At 68.5% G+C, this 15,571-nt stretch carries 17 protein-coding genes and 1 riboswitch; of the genes, 10 read left to right on the top strand and 7 right to left on the bottom strand.

All coding sequences use genetic code 11. The features are described from left to right. The first annotated feature begins 5 nt into the window (after positions 1–5). A riboswitch (TPP riboswitch) is annotated at positions 6–109 on the top strand. A 37-nt stretch (positions 110–146) separates the two neighbouring features. The 3 genes from thiB to C8D95_RS18220 are packed head-to-tail and all read left to right on the top strand — an operon-like array spanning position 147 to position 3,347. Next, the gene (gene thiB / locus C8D95_RS18230; protein WP_109760629.1) at positions 147–1,136 is read left to right on the top strand and encodes a thiamine ABC transporter substrate binding subunit; all 990 of its coding nucleotides are present in this window, start codon (positions 147–149) and stop codon (positions 1,134–1,136) included. Next, on the top strand, positions 1,112–2,677 hold the full coding sequence (locus C8D95_RS18225; protein ID WP_109760628.1) for a thiamine/thiamine pyrophosphate ABC transporter permease ThiP: 1,566 nt from the start codon (positions 1,112–1,114) through the stop codon (positions 2,675–2,677). Before thiB ends, C8D95_RS18225 begins: the two co-directional genes overlap by 25 nt. Then, complete coding sequence (locus C8D95_RS18220) at positions 2,664–3,347, top strand: thiamine ABC transporter ATP-binding protein (protein WP_109760627.1); 684 nt, start codon at positions 2,664–2,666, stop codon at positions 3,345–3,347. Before C8D95_RS18225 ends, C8D95_RS18220 begins: the two co-directional genes overlap by 14 nt. A gap of 1 nt (position 3,348) precedes the next feature. On the opposite strand, the gene C8D95_RS18215 is transcribed toward C8D95_RS18220, so the two are convergent. The 4 genes from C8D95_RS18215 to serB are packed head-to-tail and all read right to left on the bottom strand — an operon-like array spanning position 3,349 to position 5,400. Further along, positions 3,349–3,666, bottom strand: coding sequence for a YciI family protein (locus C8D95_RS18215; RefSeq protein WP_109760626.1), 318 nt, complete (start codon positions 3,664–3,666; stop codon positions 3,349–3,351). A 22-nt stretch (positions 3,667–3,688) separates the two neighbouring features. Further along, positions 3,689–4,153 (bottom strand): SRPBCC family protein, encoded by a 465-nt coding sequence (locus C8D95_RS18210; RefSeq protein WP_109760625.1) that lies wholly within the window; start codon positions 4,151–4,153, stop codon positions 3,689–3,691. Continuing rightward, positions 4,150–4,485, bottom strand: a complete 336-nt coding sequence (locus C8D95_RS18205) for an ArsR/SmtB family transcription factor (protein WP_109760624.1) — start codon at positions 4,483–4,485, stop codon at positions 4,150–4,152. Before C8D95_RS18205 ends, C8D95_RS18210 begins: the two co-directional genes overlap by 4 nt. A 51-nt stretch (positions 4,486–4,536) precedes the next feature. Then, entirely contained in the window at positions 4,537–5,400 is an 864-nt protein-coding gene (serB, locus tag C8D95_RS18200) for a phosphoserine phosphatase SerB (RefSeq protein ID WP_109760677.1), read from the bottom strand. 160 nt (positions 5,401–5,560) lie between these two features. Here serB and C8D95_RS18195 point away from each other — a divergent pair, with 160 nt between their 5' ends. From C8D95_RS18195 to lpxK, 6 genes are all read left to right on the top strand, one after another. After that, the gene (locus C8D95_RS18195; protein WP_109760623.1) at positions 5,561–6,715 is read left to right on the top strand and encodes a phosphoserine transaminase; all 1,155 of its coding nucleotides are present in this window, start codon (positions 5,561–5,563) and stop codon (positions 6,713–6,715) included. 88 nt (positions 6,716–6,803) lie between these two features. Beyond that, a complete protein-coding gene (gene serA / locus C8D95_RS18190) occupies positions 6,804–8,402 on the top strand; it encodes a phosphoglycerate dehydrogenase (RefSeq protein WP_109760622.1) in 1,599 nt (532 codons plus the stop codon). A gap of 102 nt (positions 8,403–8,504) precedes the next feature. After that, positions 8,505–9,269: a metallophosphoesterase gene (locus C8D95_RS18185; RefSeq protein WP_109760621.1), complete on the top strand. Its 765-nt coding sequence runs from the start codon at positions 8,505–8,507 to the stop codon at positions 9,267–9,269. A 33-nt stretch (positions 9,270–9,302) separates the two neighbouring features. Then, positions 9,303–9,548 (top strand): DUF4170 domain-containing protein, encoded by a 246-nt coding sequence (locus C8D95_RS18180; RefSeq protein WP_109760620.1) that lies wholly within the window; start codon positions 9,303–9,305, stop codon positions 9,546–9,548. A gap of 83 nt (positions 9,549–9,631) precedes the next feature. Beyond that, positions 9,632–10,804, top strand: coding sequence for a 3-deoxy-D-manno-octulosonic acid transferase (locus tag C8D95_RS18175; RefSeq protein ID WP_109760619.1), 1,173 nt, complete (start codon positions 9,632–9,634; stop codon positions 10,802–10,804). Next, the gene (lpxK, locus tag C8D95_RS18170) at positions 10,801–11,787 is read left to right on the top strand and encodes a tetraacyldisaccharide 4'-kinase (RefSeq protein WP_109760618.1); all 987 of its coding nucleotides are present in this window, start codon (positions 10,801–10,803) and stop codon (positions 11,785–11,787) included. Before C8D95_RS18175 ends, lpxK begins: the two co-directional genes overlap by 4 nt. Positions 11,788–12,090: 303 nt before the next feature. On the opposite strand, the gene C8D95_RS18165 is transcribed toward lpxK, so the two are convergent. From C8D95_RS18165 to C8D95_RS18155, 3 genes are read right to left on the bottom strand one after another with little or no spacing between them, the layout of a single operon-like run. Next, complete coding sequence (locus C8D95_RS18165) at positions 12,091–13,218, bottom strand: CaiB/BaiF CoA transferase family protein (RefSeq protein WP_109760617.1); 1,128 nt, start codon at positions 13,216–13,218, stop codon at positions 12,091–12,093. Then, positions 13,215–13,886, bottom strand: a complete 672-nt coding sequence (locus C8D95_RS18160; protein ID WP_109760616.1) for a DsbA family protein — start codon at positions 13,884–13,886, stop codon at positions 13,215–13,217. Before C8D95_RS18160 ends, C8D95_RS18165 begins: the two co-directional genes overlap by 4 nt. A gap of 17 nt (positions 13,887–13,903) precedes the next feature. Further along, positions 13,904–14,413: a DUF721 domain-containing protein gene (locus C8D95_RS18155; protein WP_206508389.1), complete on the bottom strand. Its 510-nt coding sequence runs from the start codon at positions 14,411–14,413 to the stop codon at positions 13,904–13,906. 93 nt (positions 14,414–14,506) lie between these two features. On the opposite strand from C8D95_RS18155, the gene mutY reads away from it, so the two are divergent. Next, positions 14,507–15,559 carry an A/G-specific adenine glycosylase gene (mutY, locus tag C8D95_RS18150; RefSeq protein ID WP_109760614.1) on the top strand — a complete coding sequence of 351 codons (1,053 nt, stop codon included), beginning with the start codon at positions 14,507–14,509 and terminating at the stop codon, positions 15,557–15,559. Positions 15,560–15,571 lie beyond the last annotated feature (12 nt).

The raw sequence follows: 15,571 nt of genomic DNA, 5'->3' as shown, positions 1-15,571 counted from the left end.
ACCTAACCCCTACCTCGGGGTGCTTCCATCGAAGCTGAGATGCCGCATCGGCGAACCCGTTGAACCTGAACCGGCTAGCACCGGCGGAGGGAAGGTCGAGCGATCCTCATCCTTTGTCCCCCCGCCCACTGACAAGGAGAGAGACCATGCGTTTCCCGACCATCCTTGCGGCAGGGCTTCTGGCAACGTCTTCTGCGTTCGCGCAGGACAAGCCCGTCCTGACCGTGATGACCTACGACAGTTTCGTGTCCGAATGGGGTCCCGGCCCCGCCGTCGAAGCTGCCTTCGAAGAGACCTGCGCCTGCGACCTGCGCTTCGTCGCGGCGGGCGACGGCGCGGCGCTTCTGGCGCGCGTCAAGCTGGAGGGCGAGCGGAGCGAAGCGGACGTCGTCCTGGGCCTCGACACCAACCTGACGGCCGAAGCCGAGACGACGGGTCTGTTCGCGCCGCACGGGCTTTCGGTGCCTGCGCTCGACATGCCCGTGACCTGGGAGGACGACACCTTCCTGCCCTACGACTGGGGCTTCTTCGCCTTCGTCCATGACAAGGAGATGGCGAATGTGCCGACTTCGTTCCGCGACCTGGCCGAGAGTGACGTCCGCGTGGTGATCCAGGATCCGCGTTCGTCGACACCGGGCCTCGGTCTGCTGATGTGGGTCAAGGCGGCCTACGGCGACGAGGCGGCCTCGATCTGGGAGGGCCTGGCCGACAACATCGTGACCGTGACTCCGGGCTGGTCCGAGGCCTATGGCCTGTTCCTGGAAGGCGAGGCGGACATGGTGCTGTCCTACACGACCTCGCCCGCCTATCACCTGATCGCCGAGGAGGATGACACCAAGGCCGCCGCCGCGTTCGAGGAGGGGCACTACCTTCAGGTCGAGGTCGCCGGCAAGCTGGCCGCGACCGACCAGCCGGACCTGGCCGAAGACTTCCTCGCCTTCATGCTGACCGAGGCGTTCCAGTCCGCGATCCCGACGACGAACTGGATGTACCCGGCCGTCACGCCCGAGGCCGGACTTCCCCAAGGGTTCGAGACGCTTCTCGAGCCGGAAACGGCGCTTCTGCTGGCGCCCGAGGACGCGCGCGAGGCGCGCGATCCGGCGCTGGACGAATGGCTGACCGCGCTCAGCCGCTAGGTCCCGGAGGATGGGCCGGGGTCGCGGGCGCCGCCGCGATCCCCGTCCTGATCCTGGCCTGTACCGGCGCACTGGTCTGGCGGGCCGAGCCGGGCTCGGGGCTGTCGCCCTCCGACTGGGCGGCGATCCGGTTCACGCTCTGGCAGGCGGTCCTCTCCGCTGTCCTGAGTGTCGGTCTGGCCATTCCCGTTGCCCGCGCGCTTTCGCGGCGGCGGTTCGTCGGACGCGGTGCGCTGGTGACGCTTCTGGGCGCGCCTTTTCTGTTGCCAGTGATCGTCGCGGTCTTCGGACTCATCGCGATCTTCGGGCGGAACGGCCTGTTGAACGGCGCGCTGGCGCTGGCGGGGCTTCCGGCGGTGTCGGTCTACGGCCTGCATGGCGTCGTGCTGGCGCATGTCTTCTTCAACATCCCGCTTGCAACGCGGCTGATCCTTCAGGGCTGGCAGGAGATTCCCGCCGAACGGTTCCGGCTGGCGGCGACGCTCGACATGGACGCGGGTGCTGTCGCTCGGCATCTGGAGCGGCCGATGCTTCTGTCGGTGGTGCCGGGGGCGGCGGTCGTCGTGTTCGTGCTGTGCCTGACGAGCTTCGCCGTCGCCCTGACGCTTGGCGGCGGGCCGAGGGCGACGACTGTGGAACTGGCGATCTACCAGGCGGTCCGGTTCGAATTCGACCTGTCGCGGGCGGCGCTTCTGTCGCTGGTGCAGCTTGGCCTGACGGTGACGGTCGCGCTGCTGGCGTTTCGGAGCGTGGGGTCGACGGACCTGGCGGCTGGTCTGGACCGGCCCGCCGACAGGTGGGAGGCGCGGACGCGGATCCTGCGGGCGCAGGATGCCGGGGTCATCCTTGTCGCGACGCTTTTCCTCATCCTGCCGATCGGCGCCGTGATCCTGCGGGGGGTGATGGAAGTGCCGTCCCTGCCCCAGTCGGTCTGGACATCGGCGCTGCGGTCGCTCGCCGTAGCTGGTGCGTCGACGGTCCTCGTCACCGCGCTGGCCTTGACGATGGCCGTGGCGGCTGTGCGCCTTGGCGCGCGAGGCGGATGGATCGAGGCGGCGGGGCTGACGGCCATCGCGGCCTCGCCTCTCGTCATCGGGACGGGGCTGTTCCTGCTTGTCTTTCCTTTCGCCAACCCCGAGCGCCTGGCGCTTCCGGTGACGGCGCTGGTCAATGCGATTTCGACCCTGCCCTTCGCGCTGCGTGCGCTCATCCCCGCGCTGCGGAGGGTCGAGGCCGACTTCGGACGCCTGGCGGACAGCCTGGACCTTCAGGGGTGGAGTCGGATGCGGGTGCTGATCCTGCCGCGCCTGTCCCGGCCTCTGGGCTTCTCGGCCGGTCTGGCGGCGGCCTTGAGCATGGGGGACCTTGGCGTCGTGGCGCTGTTCGCCGACCCCGAGGCGGCGACGCTTCCCTTGCAGGTCTACCGGCTGATGGGGTCCTATCGCATGGACGAGGCGGCGGGCGCGTCTGTCCTGCTTCTGGGGCTCAGTTTCGCCGCGTTCTGGGCCTTCGACAGGGGGGCGCGGCGTGCTGAGGCTTGAGGGGGTCGAGTTCGCTCGGGGCGGGTTCCGGCTTGCCGCCGACATCTCGGTTCCGAGCGGCATCACGGCGGTGATCGGCCCGTCGGGTGGAGGCAAGTCCACGCTCCTGTCGCTGATCGCGGGGTTCGAGGTGCCGGACCGGGGTCGTGTCCTGTGGGACAGGCGCGACCTTGGCCCGCTGGCTCCGGGTGCGCGGCTGGTGGCGGTGCTGTTCCAGGATAACAACCTCTTCCCGCATCTCGATGTTCTCGCCAACGTCGCACTCGGCCTGGCGCCCCGGACGCGCCCCACGTCGGAGGATGTGTCCCGCGCGAGGGCGGCGCTTGAACGCGTGGGATTGACCGGGTTCGAGGATCGCAGGCCCGGCGCGTTGTCTGGCGGCCAGCAAAGCCGGGCGGCGCTGGCGCGGGTGCTGCTGACCGACCGGCCCGTGGTGCTGATGGACGAGGCTTTCTCGGCGCTCGGTCCGGCCCTGCGGGGCGAGATGCTCGATCTGGTGAGAGACCTGCTGCCCGACGCGACGATCCTGATGGTGACGCACGATCCGGACGATGCGCTGCGTGTGGCGCAGCAGGTGATCTTCGTGGAGGAGGGGCGCGTCGCCCCTCCCGTGCCGACGAAGGCATTCTTCGATGCGCCGTCCGAAGCCGTCCGGCGTTATCTGGAGTGACCTACATCGAGATGGGGACGATCTCGGCCACCTCGACCGAACCGCCGCCGGCGACCATGGGATTGGACGACGCGATCCGGCAGGCTTCGGCGATGTCGGCGGCCGAGACGATGGAGTAGCCGGACACCGGATTCGCGCCGCCGTTGTCGGTGGTGCCCGACGATGTGACGGTCTTCGACATGCCGACGGGATTGCCGGCATCGGTGAGGGCGGGGCCGTGGTCCTGCATCCACTTGCCCCAGGCCGCCATGGCCTTGTCGATGGCCTCCTGGCTCTCGGGCGGCTTGCCTCCGTGGTAGACGAACATGAAGTCCGGCATGGGTTCTCCTTTCTGCCGTGGGTCAGGACGCGAGGAGCGCGTCCAGTTTGATGAGAGTGCCGATCCAGCCGCGGCTGTGGCTTTGCGCTTCCTCGCCGGCTTCGAGATTGCGGTGGACGACACGCAGGCGGGCGCCATCGCCGTGTCCGGAGATCTCGAAGATGACGTGGCTTTCGGACCCTCGCCGGTCCTCGGGATCGTGCCAGCCCCAGGTCAGGCCGACCGAGCCTTCGCCGCTGTCGGGCGGGCGGACGTGAGTGACCTGGCCGGTGACCTTGAAACGGTTGCCGCTGTCCTTGCCCACCATCACGCAGCCCCAGGGTCCGGTCCGCGAGAGGTCCATGTGACACTCCTCGAGACGGACACCCTCGGTGCCGAACCACTGCACGACCTGGTCTGGCGCGGTGACCGCGTTCCACAGGCGGTCCACGCTGACCTTGTAGTCGCGGATGAACTCGATCTCGGTGACGGCGGGTGCGTCGGTCATGCGGTGTCCTTTCCATCGGGGTCGAGGGCGAGAAGCGTGTCGAGGCGGTCGAGGCTGCCGGCCCAGAAGGCGCGGTGTTCGAGGGTCCAGTCCGAGATCGAGCGAAGCGCTTCCGAGCGGACTGAGTAATAGCGATGTGTGCCCTCGACACGCTGCGAGACGAGGTTCGCCTCGCGCAGCACCTTGAGGTGGCGAGAGACGGCGGGGGCCGAGAGGCCGGCCAGCTCGGTGAGGGAGCCGGCGGGCTGTTCGCCTTGGGCCATCAGGTGCTCGACGACCTTGAAGCGGGTCTCGTCGGCGAGGGCGGCGAAGATGCGGTTGAGATCGGTCATGGGCTAAACCTCGACCGATTCTTTATTTAACGCAAGCGTTAATTAACGAGGTCAGGAAATAAGGAAGTCGGCGCGGCTGTAGCCTTGCAGAAAGAGAAGCGACGTCAGGTCGCAGTGGTCGATCCTTTGCGGCGCGGACGCGGCCACGACAGGTTTCGCGTGAAGGGCGACGCCGAGGCCCGCAAGCTCGATCATGCCGAGGTCGTTGGCGCCGTCGCCGACCGCGATGGCGCGGGATGTGTCGGGGGACAGCTCGCGCAGCGCTGCCACTTTCGCTTCGCGGCCCAGGATGGGGCGGGCGACGTCGCCGGTCAGCTTGCCGTCCTGCTCCAGCAGGGTATTCGCGCGCGTCGTGTCGAAGCCGAGGCGTTCGCCAATGCGCCCCGTGAACTGGGTGAAGCCGCCGGACACGAGGGCGGTGGTGGCACCGTGCGCCTTCATGGTGCGCACCAGCGTCTCGCCGCCGGGAGCGAGGGTGATGCGGCTTTCGATCACGCGCTCGATGACCGAGACGGGGAGGCCCTTGAGAAGGCCGACGCGTTCGAGGAGCGCCGCCTCGAAGTCCAGCTCGCCGTTCATCGCGCGGGCGGTGATTTCGGACACGCGCACGCCGACACCTGCTTCGTCGGCCAGCTCGTCGATGCATTCCTGGCCGATCATCGTGGAATCCATGTCGGCGATCAGGAGGGCCTTCTTGCGGTCGCCGTCGGGCAGACAGTTCAGATCGACGCGCATGGCACCGACCTCGGAATGGACCTGCGCGACATTGAGGGGCGTCGCGGCCACGGGAAACTCGCAAGCCTCATCAGGCGAGAGCCAGACCGCGTCGCCGGTCGCGCCGAATGCGCCCTGCAGCGTCGACACCAGCGCGGGATCGAGAGTGCCGGGACGGGCGATCAGCGAGATGACGGGCATGGGCAGCGAATTCCGATCGTGAGCGGGCGGCGCCGGATTCCGACGCATCGCGCCCGCTTAGCGTCATTTCCCCGCTTGCGGAAGGGTCGGGGCAGGCGTAACTCCGTCGGCGGGACACCCCTCCCCAACGAGGGGCGTATATCTGAGAGGGTATTCAGAGATGAATATGACGAAACCGGCATCGCGGCCGGTCAATCCGCGGTTTTCCTCCGGCCCTTGCGCCAAACCCCCGACATTCAAGCTGGAAAAGCTTAACGACGCGCCTCTGGGCCGGTCGCACCGTGCCGCCATCGGCAAGGCGAAGCTTCTCGCGGCCATCGAGCGGACGCGCGGAATCCTGGGTGTTCCGGCCGATTACCTGATCGCCATCGTGCCCGCGTCGGACACCGGCGCGGTCGAGATGGCGATGTGGAACCTGCTGGGCGCTCGCAAGGTCGAGATGCTGGCCTGGGAAAGCTTCGGGTCAGGCTGGGTCACGGACGCGGTCAAGCAGTTGAAACTCGACGCGAAAGTGACGACCGCCGACTATGGGCAGATCGTCGATTTCGATGCTGTCGACTGGGATGCGGACGTGGTGATGACCTGGAACGGCACCACATCAGGCGTGCGTGTGCCCGACAGCGTGGAGATCCCGGCGGACCGCGAGGGGCTCGTGATCGTGGACGCGACGAGCGCGGCCTTCGCGCAGGATCTGCCGTGGGACCGGCTCGATGTCGTGACGTACTCCTGGCAGAAGGTGCTGGGCGGCGAGGCGGCGCACGGGATGCTGATCCTGTCGCCCCGCGCCGTGCAACGCCTTGAAAATTATGCGCCTTCCTGGCCGCTGCCGAAGATTTTCCGGCTGACCAAGGGCGGCAAGCTGATCGACGGGATCTTCAGGGGCGAGACGATCAACACGCCGTCGATGCTGTGCGTCGAGGATTATCTCTTCGCGCTCGATTGGGCGGAGTCGGTGGGTGGTCTGGAGGGGCTGAAGGCGCGGGCGAACGCCAATGCGCAGGTCCTGTGGGACTTTTGCGAGCGGACGCCTTGGATCGAGAATCTGGCTGTGACTCCCGAGGCTTGGTCCAACACCAGCGTTTGCCTGAAGTTCACCGATGACCGCATCCGGGACGGTGCTGCCTTTGCGAAGGCGGTGGCGAAGCGGCTGGAGGCTGAGGGCGTGGCCTACGACGCGGCCTATTATCGCGACGCGCCTCCGGGCCTTCGGATCTGGTGCGGTGCGACGGTCGAGACCTCGGATGTGGAGGCCTTGGTGCCCTGGATCGAGTGGGCCTTCGAGACCGAGATCGCGGCGCAGACGCAGGCGGCCTGAGTGCCATCCAACCCCATTTTGGTGCATCGGTAATACGTCGGTATCACGTCGGTATTGCGTCGGTGCGCACACAGACACGGATGAGACCATGACACAGAAACCCAAAGTCCTCGTCAGCGACGCGCTGAGCGAGACCGCCGTCCAGATCTTCCGCGACCGGGGGATCGACGTGACGTTCGATCCGTCCCTCGGGAAGGACAAGGACAAGCTCCTGTCCGTCATCGGCGAGTATGACGGCCTGGCCATCCGGTCGGCGACGAAAGTCACCGAGAAGGTGCTGGAGGCCGCGACGAAGCTGAAGGTCGTCGCGCGCGCCGGGATCGGGGTCGACAACGTCGACATCCCGGCCGCCTCGAAGAAAGGCGTGATCGTGATGAACACGCCCTTCGGCAACTCGATCACCACCGCCGAGCACGCCATCGCGATGATGTTCGCCGTGGCGCGGCAGATCCCCGAGGCCTCGACCTCGACCCACTCCGGCAAGTGGGAGAAGAACCGCTTCATGGGCGTCGAGCTGTTCAACAAGACGCTGGGCGTGATCGGGGCGGGCAACATCGGCTCGATCGTGATCGAGCGGGCGCTGGGCCTGCACATGAAGGTGGTGGCCTACGATCCCTTCCTGTCCGAGGAGCGGGCCGACAAGCTGGGGGTCGAGAAGGTCGAGCTGGACGAGCTTTTGCGCCGCGCGGACTTCATCACGCTGCACGTTCCCCTGACCGAGAAGACGCGGAACATCCTGTCGGCCGAGGCCATCGCGGGGATGAAGCCGGGTGTGCGGATCATCAACTGCGCCCGTGGCGGGCTGGTCGACGAGGACGCGCTGGCGCTGGCGCTGAAGGAGGGCCGGGTGGCCGGGGCCGCGTTCGACGTCTTCGCCGAGGAGCCTGCCGTCAACTCGCCCCTGTTCAACCTGCCGAACGTGGTGGTGACGCCGCACCTGGGCGCGTCGACGACGGAGGCGCAGGAGAACGTGGCCCTTCAGGTCGCCGAACAGATGTCGGACTACCTGCTGACGGGGGCGGTGCAGAACGCGCTGAACATGCCGTCGGTGACGGCGGAAGAGGCCAAGATCATGGGCCCCTGGGTGAAGCTCGCCGGGCACCTGGGCGCCTTCGCGGGGCAACTGACGGACGAGCCGATCCGGGCGGTCAACATCCTCTACAACGGCGAGGTCGCCGAGATGAACACCGCCGCGCTGAACGCGGCCGCCGTGGCGGGGATCCTCAAGGCCCACAATCCCGAGGTGAACATGGTGTCGGCCCCCGTGATCGCGAAGGATCGCGGTATCGCGCTGTCGACGACGACGCAGGAGAAGTCCGGGGTGTTCGACAGCTACATGAAGCTGACCGTTGCCACCGACAAGCGCGAGAGGTCCATTGCCGGGACGGTCTATTCGGACGGCAAGCCGCGCTTCATCCAGATCAAGGGCATCACCATCGACGCCGAGATCGGGGCGCACATGCTTTACACCACGAACGAGGACGTGCCGGGCATCATCGGCGCGCTGGGGCAGACCATGGGCGAAAACGGCGTGAACATCGCCAACTTCACCCTTGGCCGGTCGCAGAAGAACGGCGACGCCATCGCGCTTCTCTACGTCGACGAGCCGGTGCCGGCTCCGGTCATCGGAAAGCTGAAGGCGACGGGGCTGTTCGAGCAGATCCGGCCGCTGGTGTTCGAGGTCTGACGGGCGGGGCGTGACGGGCGCGCCACGGATCGGGAGGAGGGGGCGGGGCGAGGAACCGGGTCAGGTCTGGCCCGTTCCCTTCATTCCGAATATGAGCACCCCATGATCTATGCGATCGGCGACATCCACGGCCACCTCGACAAGCTGAGGGCAGGCCATGACCTCATTGCGGAGGACGCCAGGCGTGCCGGCGTAGCGCGGCCGCGCGTTGTCCACATCGGCGACCTCGTCGACCGCGGTCCGGAGTCGCGCGGCGTCATCCAGTTCCTGATCGACGGCATCGCGCGGGGCGAGGACTGGATCGTGCTCTGCGGCAACCACGACCGACTGTTCCTCGACACGCTTGATGGCGGCGACGGGACGCACGCGCGGATGCGGGCGGGGATCTCGTGGCCGAGCCACGCTTTGGGCGGGAAGTCGACGCTGGAATCCTATGGGGTCAGGAAGAAGCTGCTGGAGGGAGACGCGTCGCTTCTCAAGAGGCTGCGGCGCGTCGTGCCCGAGGCGCATACGGATTTCCTTCGCACCCTTCCCCTGTGGTATCGCAAGGACGGGCGGATCTTCGTTCACGCCGGGATCCGGCCCGGCTTCCCGCTGGAGGCGCAGGAGCCCGACGACCTGATGTGGATCCGCGACGATTTCCTGTGGCACCTGGGCGACCACGAGGCGCTGATCGTCCACGGCCACACGCCGGTGGACGAGCCGACGCATTACGGCAACCGGGTCAACGTCGACACGGGCGCGGGGTGGGGGCATGATCTGATCCCGGTGGTCTTCGACGGCAAGGACGTCTTCGCGCTGCGGGTGGACGGGCGTCAGAAGTTGAAGGTGCCACGCTCACCGATCGTCAAGCCGCGCGGGGCATGATCCCGCAGTGGAACGAAACAGGAGACCGAAGGAATGGCCCAGAGACTGCACCTCGTGTTCGGCGGGGAGCTTGTCGATCCCGCGAAGAACGTCTTCCGAGATGTCGACGCGCTGCACATCGTCGGCATGTTTCCCGACTACCAAAGCGCCTACAACGCCTGGAAGGCCGAGGCGCAGCGGACCGTCGACAACGCGCACATGCGCTATTACATCGCGCATATTCACCGCCTGAGGGACGAAGAGGCCGAGGTGTCCCCGACCGAGGAGCTGGGATCCTGAACCTGGAGGACGGCTGGATCCTGAAGCGTCTGGGCCGGGCCGCGGCGCGGCTGCGGGGCACGACGCCGGATGAGCCGGAGACGGTGACCGCCTTCAGCGAGACGGAGCGGCGCGGACAGCCAAGCCGCGCGCGCCCCGAGGGACTGCTTCTGTGGATGCACGCCAGCACCCCGCCCGAGGCGGGGCCCGCCCCCGCCCTGGCGCGCGCGCTGTCGCGGCTGCGGCAAGAGCCGGTGTCCTGTCTCGTCACCACGGACGCCTACGGGCCGCTTCTGCCGTCGCTCGTCGCCGAGGCCATCCATCATGCCGCTCCGGACGAAAGCTCGGCGGCGATCCAGCGGTTTCTCGACCACTGGCGTCCGGACGTGGCGGTGGAGATGGGGGTGACGGACCGTCCGAAGCTGTTCGCCGCGATGGCCCGCCGCGATGTGCCGCTCTACCACGTCTCGCCCTCGCGCGAGGCGGTGGGAGCGCGGCGGCGCTATCCGGACTACCTGGGCGCGTTCAGGGCTTGCCTCGCGGTGTCGGCAAGCGAGGCGCAGGTGCTTCGACGCTCGCTGGGCGGAACCGGGACGCGGATCGAGATCACGGGGCCTCTCTGCGACACCATCCTCGCGCAACGCTGCAACCAGGCCGAATGCGACACGCTGGCCCAGCTTCTGGGCGGGCGGCCGGTGTGGCTGGCGGCGCAGGTGCGCGCGCACGAGACCGACGTGATCGAGGCGGCGCACCGCAAGGCGTTCCGCTCGGCGCATCGCCTGCTGCTGATCGTGACGCCCGCCGATCCCTCCGAAGCGCTGGCGATCCGCGCGCGGTTCGAGGCCGGGAACTGGCGCACCAGCCTGAGGAGCGAAGGCGGCGAGCCCGACCCCGAGGTGCAGGTCTATGTCGCCGACGGCGAGGACGAGATGGGGCTGTGGTACCGGCTGGCTCCCGCGACCTATATCGGCGGCACGCTGACGGACGGGCCTCCGCTGGCGGATCCCTTCGATCCGGCGGCGCTGGGTTCGGCGGTGCTGCACGGGCCGGCGATCGGTCAGGCGACCTCGCGCTTCGACCGGCTGAAGGCGTCGGGCGCGGTGATGGCCGTCGAGTCGCCCGATGCTCTGGGCGAGGCGGTGGTGACGCTTCTGGCGCCCGACAAGGCCGCGTCGCTGGCGCAGGCGGGCTGGGCGGTGACGACGGAAAGCGCCCATGTCGTCGAGTGGCTGACCGAGGACATCGACGTGGCGCTTGATGGGGAAGGGACGAAGTGAGGGCGCCCGGGTTCTGGTCGAACCCGCCTGCGCGGCCCGGATGGCAGGCGCTGGCGCTCGCCCCCCTTGCGTCGATCTATGCGGGTGCCACGGCGAGGCGTGTGGCGCGTCCCCCGGAGGTGACGGCAGGGGTGCCGGTGATCTGCGTCGGCAACCTGACGGCGGGCGGAACCGGCAAGACGCCGACGGTCATCGCCCTTCTGGAGCGGTTGGGCGCACAGGCCGCGCACGTGGTGACGCGCGGCTATGGCGGGAGCGCCGAGGGTCCGCTGCGCGTCGACGAACGGCAGCACGGCGCGGGCGAGGTGGGGGACGAGCCGCTTCTTCTCTCGGCCTTCGCGCCCGTCTGGGTGGCGAAGGACCGCGCTGCGGGTGTTCGGGCCGCGGAGGCCGCGGGTGCGGGTGTCATCCTTCTGGATGACGGGCTTCAGAATCCTGCGGTGGCGAAGACGCTGTCGGTCGTCGTGGTCGATGCGGAGGTGGGGTTTGGGAACGGACGGGTGATCCCGGCGGGACCGCTGCGCGAGCCGGTGGCGGCGGGCATGGCACGCGCCGACCTCGTGCTGACCATCGGCGGGGCGGCGGCGCAGGAGCGGTTCGGCGCGACCTGGGGCGGGGCCGTCACCGTGCCGCGCGCGACGGCGCATCTGGAGGTTCTGCGGACAGGCATGGACTGGGCCGGCCTGCGGGTGATGGCCTTCGCGGGGATCGGGCGGCCAGAGAAGTTCTTCGCCACTCTACGGGCCGAGGGTGCCGAGCTTCTGCGGGCGGAGGCGCTGGACGACCACCAGCCGCTGTCGGATGCGCTGATGAAGCGGCTCGAGATCGAGGCGGCGGCGCTGGGCGCGCAACTCGTGACGACCGAGAAGGATGCGGTGCGGCTGCCGTCGTCGTTCCGCCAGAAGGTGCTGACGCTGCCGGTGCGGCTGAGGTTCGACGAGGCCGCGGCGCTGGAGACGGCGTTGGGGCGGTTGGGCTTGTAAGGGGGCTCTGCCCCCGTCCCGGCCCTGAGCCAAGCTGCTTTCAGCCCGGCAAGATAGAAGCGATCCCACGCCTATTGAGGAGGGGCGCGGGATCGCCGGGAGTACAAGGCGTGTAAGCGCCTTGAGGAGCAGGGTATTGCAGGACAGGTCGATAAACAACGAACTGTTGACGTTGCGTAAGCCGTTTATCCGGCGGACGGCGAGACCCCGGCGCACGTAGAGGCGCTGCTTCGGGCGTGCTTGTGCCAGGCGTGCTGGGCGGGAAGAAGCCCGACGCCGTTCGACACGGCAAGACGCGCAGTCTCAGGCGCCTCTGATCCGGTCGCCGTCCGCGTCGAGGCCGGGGGCAGCGCGGAGGGGTGCGGTCTCGGCGTCGGAGAAGCGGAAGGGCGGCCGGACGAGGGGGACGCCGCTGTCCTCGGCCCTAAGGCCGCGCGCCTGCACCTGGGGGTCGGCGAAGACCTCGGCGAGATCGTTGATGGGGCCGGCGGGGATGCCGTGGGCCTCGCAGGCGGCGAGGATGTCGGCCTTGTCGCGCTTCTTCGTTTCGTCGGTCAGGGCGGCGATCAGGGTCTCGCGCCCCGCGACCCTGCCGGCGTTGGAGGCATAGGCCGGGTCGGTCGCGAGGTCGTCGCGGCCGAGAATGGCGCAGAGTCGACGATACTGGGCGTCGTTGCCGGTGGCGATGACGATCCAGCCGTCGGCGCAGTCGAAAACCTGGTAGGGCACGAGGTTCTGGTGCGCGTTGCCCATCCGGGTCGGCGGCGTGCCCGAGGCGAGGTAGTTCAGCGCCTGGTTCGCCATGATCGCCACGCCGCAGTCGAGGAGCGCCATGTCGATGTGCTGGCCCCGACCGGTCGTCTGGCGCTGGACCAGCGCGGCCTGGATCGCGATGACGGCGTAGAGGCCGGTGAAGATGTCGGTGACGGCGATGCCGGCCTTCTGGGGCTGGCCGACCGTGTCGCCGGTGATCGACATGAGCCCGCACATGCCCTGGATGATGTAGTCGTAGCCCGCCCGATGGGCGTAGGGTCCGGTCTGGCCGAAGCCGGTGATCGAGCAGTAGACGAGGCGGGGGTTGATCCTTGCGAGACTCTCGTAGTCGAGGCCGTACTTGGCGAGGCCGCCGACCTTGAAGTTCTCGATCAGGACATCGGCGTCGCGGACGAGGTTCTCGACCAGCGCGCGGCCCTCGGGGGTCTTGAAGTCGGCGGTGACGGACGCCTTGCCGCGGTTCGTGGAGTGGTAGTAGGCGGCCGAGACGTCGCCGTCGTGCTCGATGAAGGGCGGACCCCACTTGCGGGTGTCGTCGCCTTCGGGGCTTTCGACCTTGATGACCTCGGCGCCCAGGTCCGCGAGCGTCTGACCGGCCCAGGGGCCGGCCAGCACGCGCGCGAGTTCGATGACCTTCAGGCCGTGAAGGGGGGTCATCCCTCGGCGAGCGCTTTGTCGAGCGTCGCCTGGAATTCTTCCCAGGGCATGTTCGAGTACTTGGTGCCGTCGATGATGAAGGAGGGCGTCGAGTCGATGCCGTCGGCCTGCACGTTCTTCATGTAATAGGCATAGAGCGCCTGGGCGTTGTCGGCGTCCTGCAGGCACTGGTCGAGGTCGGCGTCGGCCAGGCCCGCCGTCTTGCCGATGCGGCGGAGCGAATCGACGATCTCGGCCGGGGTTTCCTTGCGGGCCCAGTCCTGCTGCTGGGCGTAGAGCATCTCGGCGATGCCGAAATAGCGGCTTTCGGCGTTCTCGCCGCAGCGCGCCACGATCGAGGCCCAGAGGCCCGGGCGGTCGAAGTAGACCTCGCGGTAGGTGAAGGCGACCTTGCCGGTGTCGATGTATTCGGCCTTGAGCTTCTTGAAGTTCTCGGCGTGGAAGTTGGCGCAGTGCGGGCAGGTGAACGAGGCGTACTCGATCAGCTTCACCGGCGCGTTCTGGTCGCCGAGCGTCATGTCGGCAATCATCGAGGTGTCGACGCTGGCCGCGTCCTGAGCGTAGGCCGCCATCGGGTCGGCGCCGGTCGCGGCGCGCTGGCCGTAGAGGAAGAAGCCTCCGAGCGCCACGAGGGCGAGGGCTGCGATAAGCGTCAGTCTGCGGGTCATGGGAAAGGTTACCTTGTTTACCGTTTGCTGTGAGATAGGACGTTCGCACCCAGGCGTTCAAGGGCATCGCGCAGGGCGGTGTCCTGCACCTCTGCGGCGGTCCGGGCGACTTCGGGCGTGACGGGCGCCTGATCGGGGTGCTGCCGGGGCGCCGGATCGAAGGCGGCGCGGCCTTCCGCGAAGCCGGTGGCGGCGGTCTGGGTGATGCGGATGCGCGAGATAGCGGCGTAGCCGTAGCAGGCGTTGACGCGCTCGCGCAGCGTTTCCTTCTGCATCTCGAGCATCGGCGCCTCGGCGCCCGTGGTCAGGAGCGTGAGCGTCGCCCCGAGACCGCCGCGTCCGTAGGTGACGTCGACGGGGCGGGCGATGCGGGCGATGTCGGGGCCTGCGACCTCGGCCCAGTGGGTGAGAAGGCGCGAGACGGCGAAACCGCGGCTTTCGCCGGCGGTGCGGATGCGCGAGGCGACGAGGCTCGAGGCCCTCTCGAAGCCCTTCATCCTTCGTCCGTCTCGTTTGTCGCGGGTCATCGTGGTCCTGCGCTTGCAATCCCGAAAGTCGGGCACATTCTAGGGATCGGTGGCCAGCGCGCCAGCCGAAAGCCCGTTGAGGAGCCGTAAAGATTGCGTGACCCAAGCGCGGACGATCTGCTGACCTGGTACGACCGGCACGCCCGCGTGCTGCCCTGGCGGGTGTCTCCGGCCGACCGGCGGGTGGGCGTGATGCCGGATCCCTACCGCGTGTGGCTGAGCGAAATCATGCTGCAGCAGACCACCGTCGCGGCGGTAAAGGCGTATTTCGAGCGGTTCACGACGCTTTGGCCGACGGTCGCGGGTCTGGCGGCGGCGCAGGATGCGGCCGTCATGGGCGAGTGGGCGGGGCTTGGGTATTACGCGCGGGCGCGGAACCTGCTGAAGGGTGCGCGGGCGGTGGTGGCGGAGCACGGCGGGCGCTTTCCCGAGACGCGCGACGGGTTGCTGACGCTGCCGGGGGTGGGGCCCTATACCGCGTCGGCGGTCGCGGCCATCGCCTTCGACCGGCCCGAGACGGTGGTCGACGGGAACGTCGAGCGCGTCATGGCGCGGGTGTTCCGGGTCGAGACGCCTTTGCCGGCGGCGAAGGGCGAGCTGACGGCACTGGCGGCGCGGCTGACGCCTAGGGAGCGGCCGGGAGACTATGCGCAGGCGGTGATGGACCTGGGCGCCACGGTCTGCACGCCGCGGTCGCCGGCCTGCGGGATCTGCCCGTGGATGGAGGGCTGCCGGGCACGGGCGGTGGGCGTGCAGGCGGAGCTTCCCTTGAAGGCCGCGAAGAAGGCGAAGCCGGTGCGCTTCGGGATCGCCTATCTCGCGCGGCGCGAGGACGGGGCCTGGCTGGTCGAGACGCGGCCCGACCGGGGGCTTCTGGGTGGCATGACGGGTTTCCCGGGGACCGAGTGGGACGAGGCCGCGCCGAAGCACGCGCCGCCGGTCGAGGCGGAGTGGCGCGATCCGGGCGGAGAGGTGCGGCACACCTTCACGCATTTCCACCTGGCGCTGGCGCTGAGGGTGGCCGAGGTGCCTCTCGACGCGATGGCGGAGAGGGGCGCGTTCCGGCCCGACCTGCGGCGGTCGGAGCTGCCGACGGTCATGCGGAAGGCCTTCGATCTTGCGTCGCGGGCGCTGGTGCAATCTTAATCCGGGCAGAGG

The organism is Silicimonas algicola (assembly GCF_003148765.1).
Taxonomy (GTDB): domain Bacteria; phylum Pseudomonadota; class Alphaproteobacteria; order Rhodobacterales; family Rhodobacteraceae; genus Silicimonas; species Silicimonas algicola.
Note: the sequence above shows the minus strand (reverse complement) of the source record. Positions and strands in the feature narration are given on the sequence as shown.

Bases quoted from the DNA above. Each gene is read 5' to 3' on its own strand.
- thiB (WP_109760629.1), top strand. From the start codon at position 147: ATGCGTTTCCCGACCATCCTTGCGGCAGGGCTTCTGGCAACGTCTTCT.
- C8D95_RS18225 (WP_109760628.1), top strand. From the start codon at position 1,112: ATGGCTGACCGCGCTCAGCCGCTAGGTCCCGGAGGATGGGCCGGGGTC.
- C8D95_RS18215 (WP_109760626.1), bottom strand. From the start codon at position 3,666: ATGCCGGACTTCATGTTCGTCTACCACGGAGGCAAGCCGCCCGAGAGC.
- C8D95_RS18210 (WP_109760625.1), bottom strand. From the start codon at position 4,153: ATGACCGACGCACCCGCCGTCACCGAGATCGAGTTCATCCGCGACTAC.
- C8D95_RS18205 (WP_109760624.1), bottom strand. From the start codon at position 4,485: ATGACCGATCTCAACCGCATCTTCGCCGCCCTCGCCGACGAGACCCGC.
- serB (WP_109760677.1), bottom strand. From the start codon at position 5,400: ATGCCCGTCATCTCGCTGATCGCCCGTCCCGGCACTCTCGATCCCGCG.
- C8D95_RS18195 (WP_109760623.1), top strand. From the start codon at position 5,561: ATGAATATGACGAAACCGGCATCGCGGCCGGTCAATCCGCGGTTTTCC.
- serA (WP_109760622.1), top strand. From the start codon at position 6,804: ATGACACAGAAACCCAAAGTCCTCGTCAGCGACGCGCTGAGCGAGACC.
- C8D95_RS18185 (WP_109760621.1), top strand. From the start codon at position 8,505: ATGATCTATGCGATCGGCGACATCCACGGCCACCTCGACAAGCTGAGG.
- C8D95_RS18180 (WP_109760620.1), top strand. From the start codon at position 9,303: ATGGCCCAGAGACTGCACCTCGTGTTCGGCGGGGAGCTTGTCGATCCC.
- C8D95_RS18165 (WP_109760617.1), bottom strand. From the start codon at position 13,218: ATGACCCCCCTTCACGGCCTGAAGGTCATCGAACTCGCGCGCGTGCTG.
- C8D95_RS18160 (WP_109760616.1), bottom strand. From the start codon at position 13,886: ATGACCCGCAGACTGACGCTTATCGCAGCCCTCGCCCTCGTGGCGCTC.
- C8D95_RS18155 (WP_206508389.1), bottom strand. From the start codon at position 14,413: ATGACCCGCGACAAACGAGACGGACGAAGGATGAAGGGCTTCGAGAGG.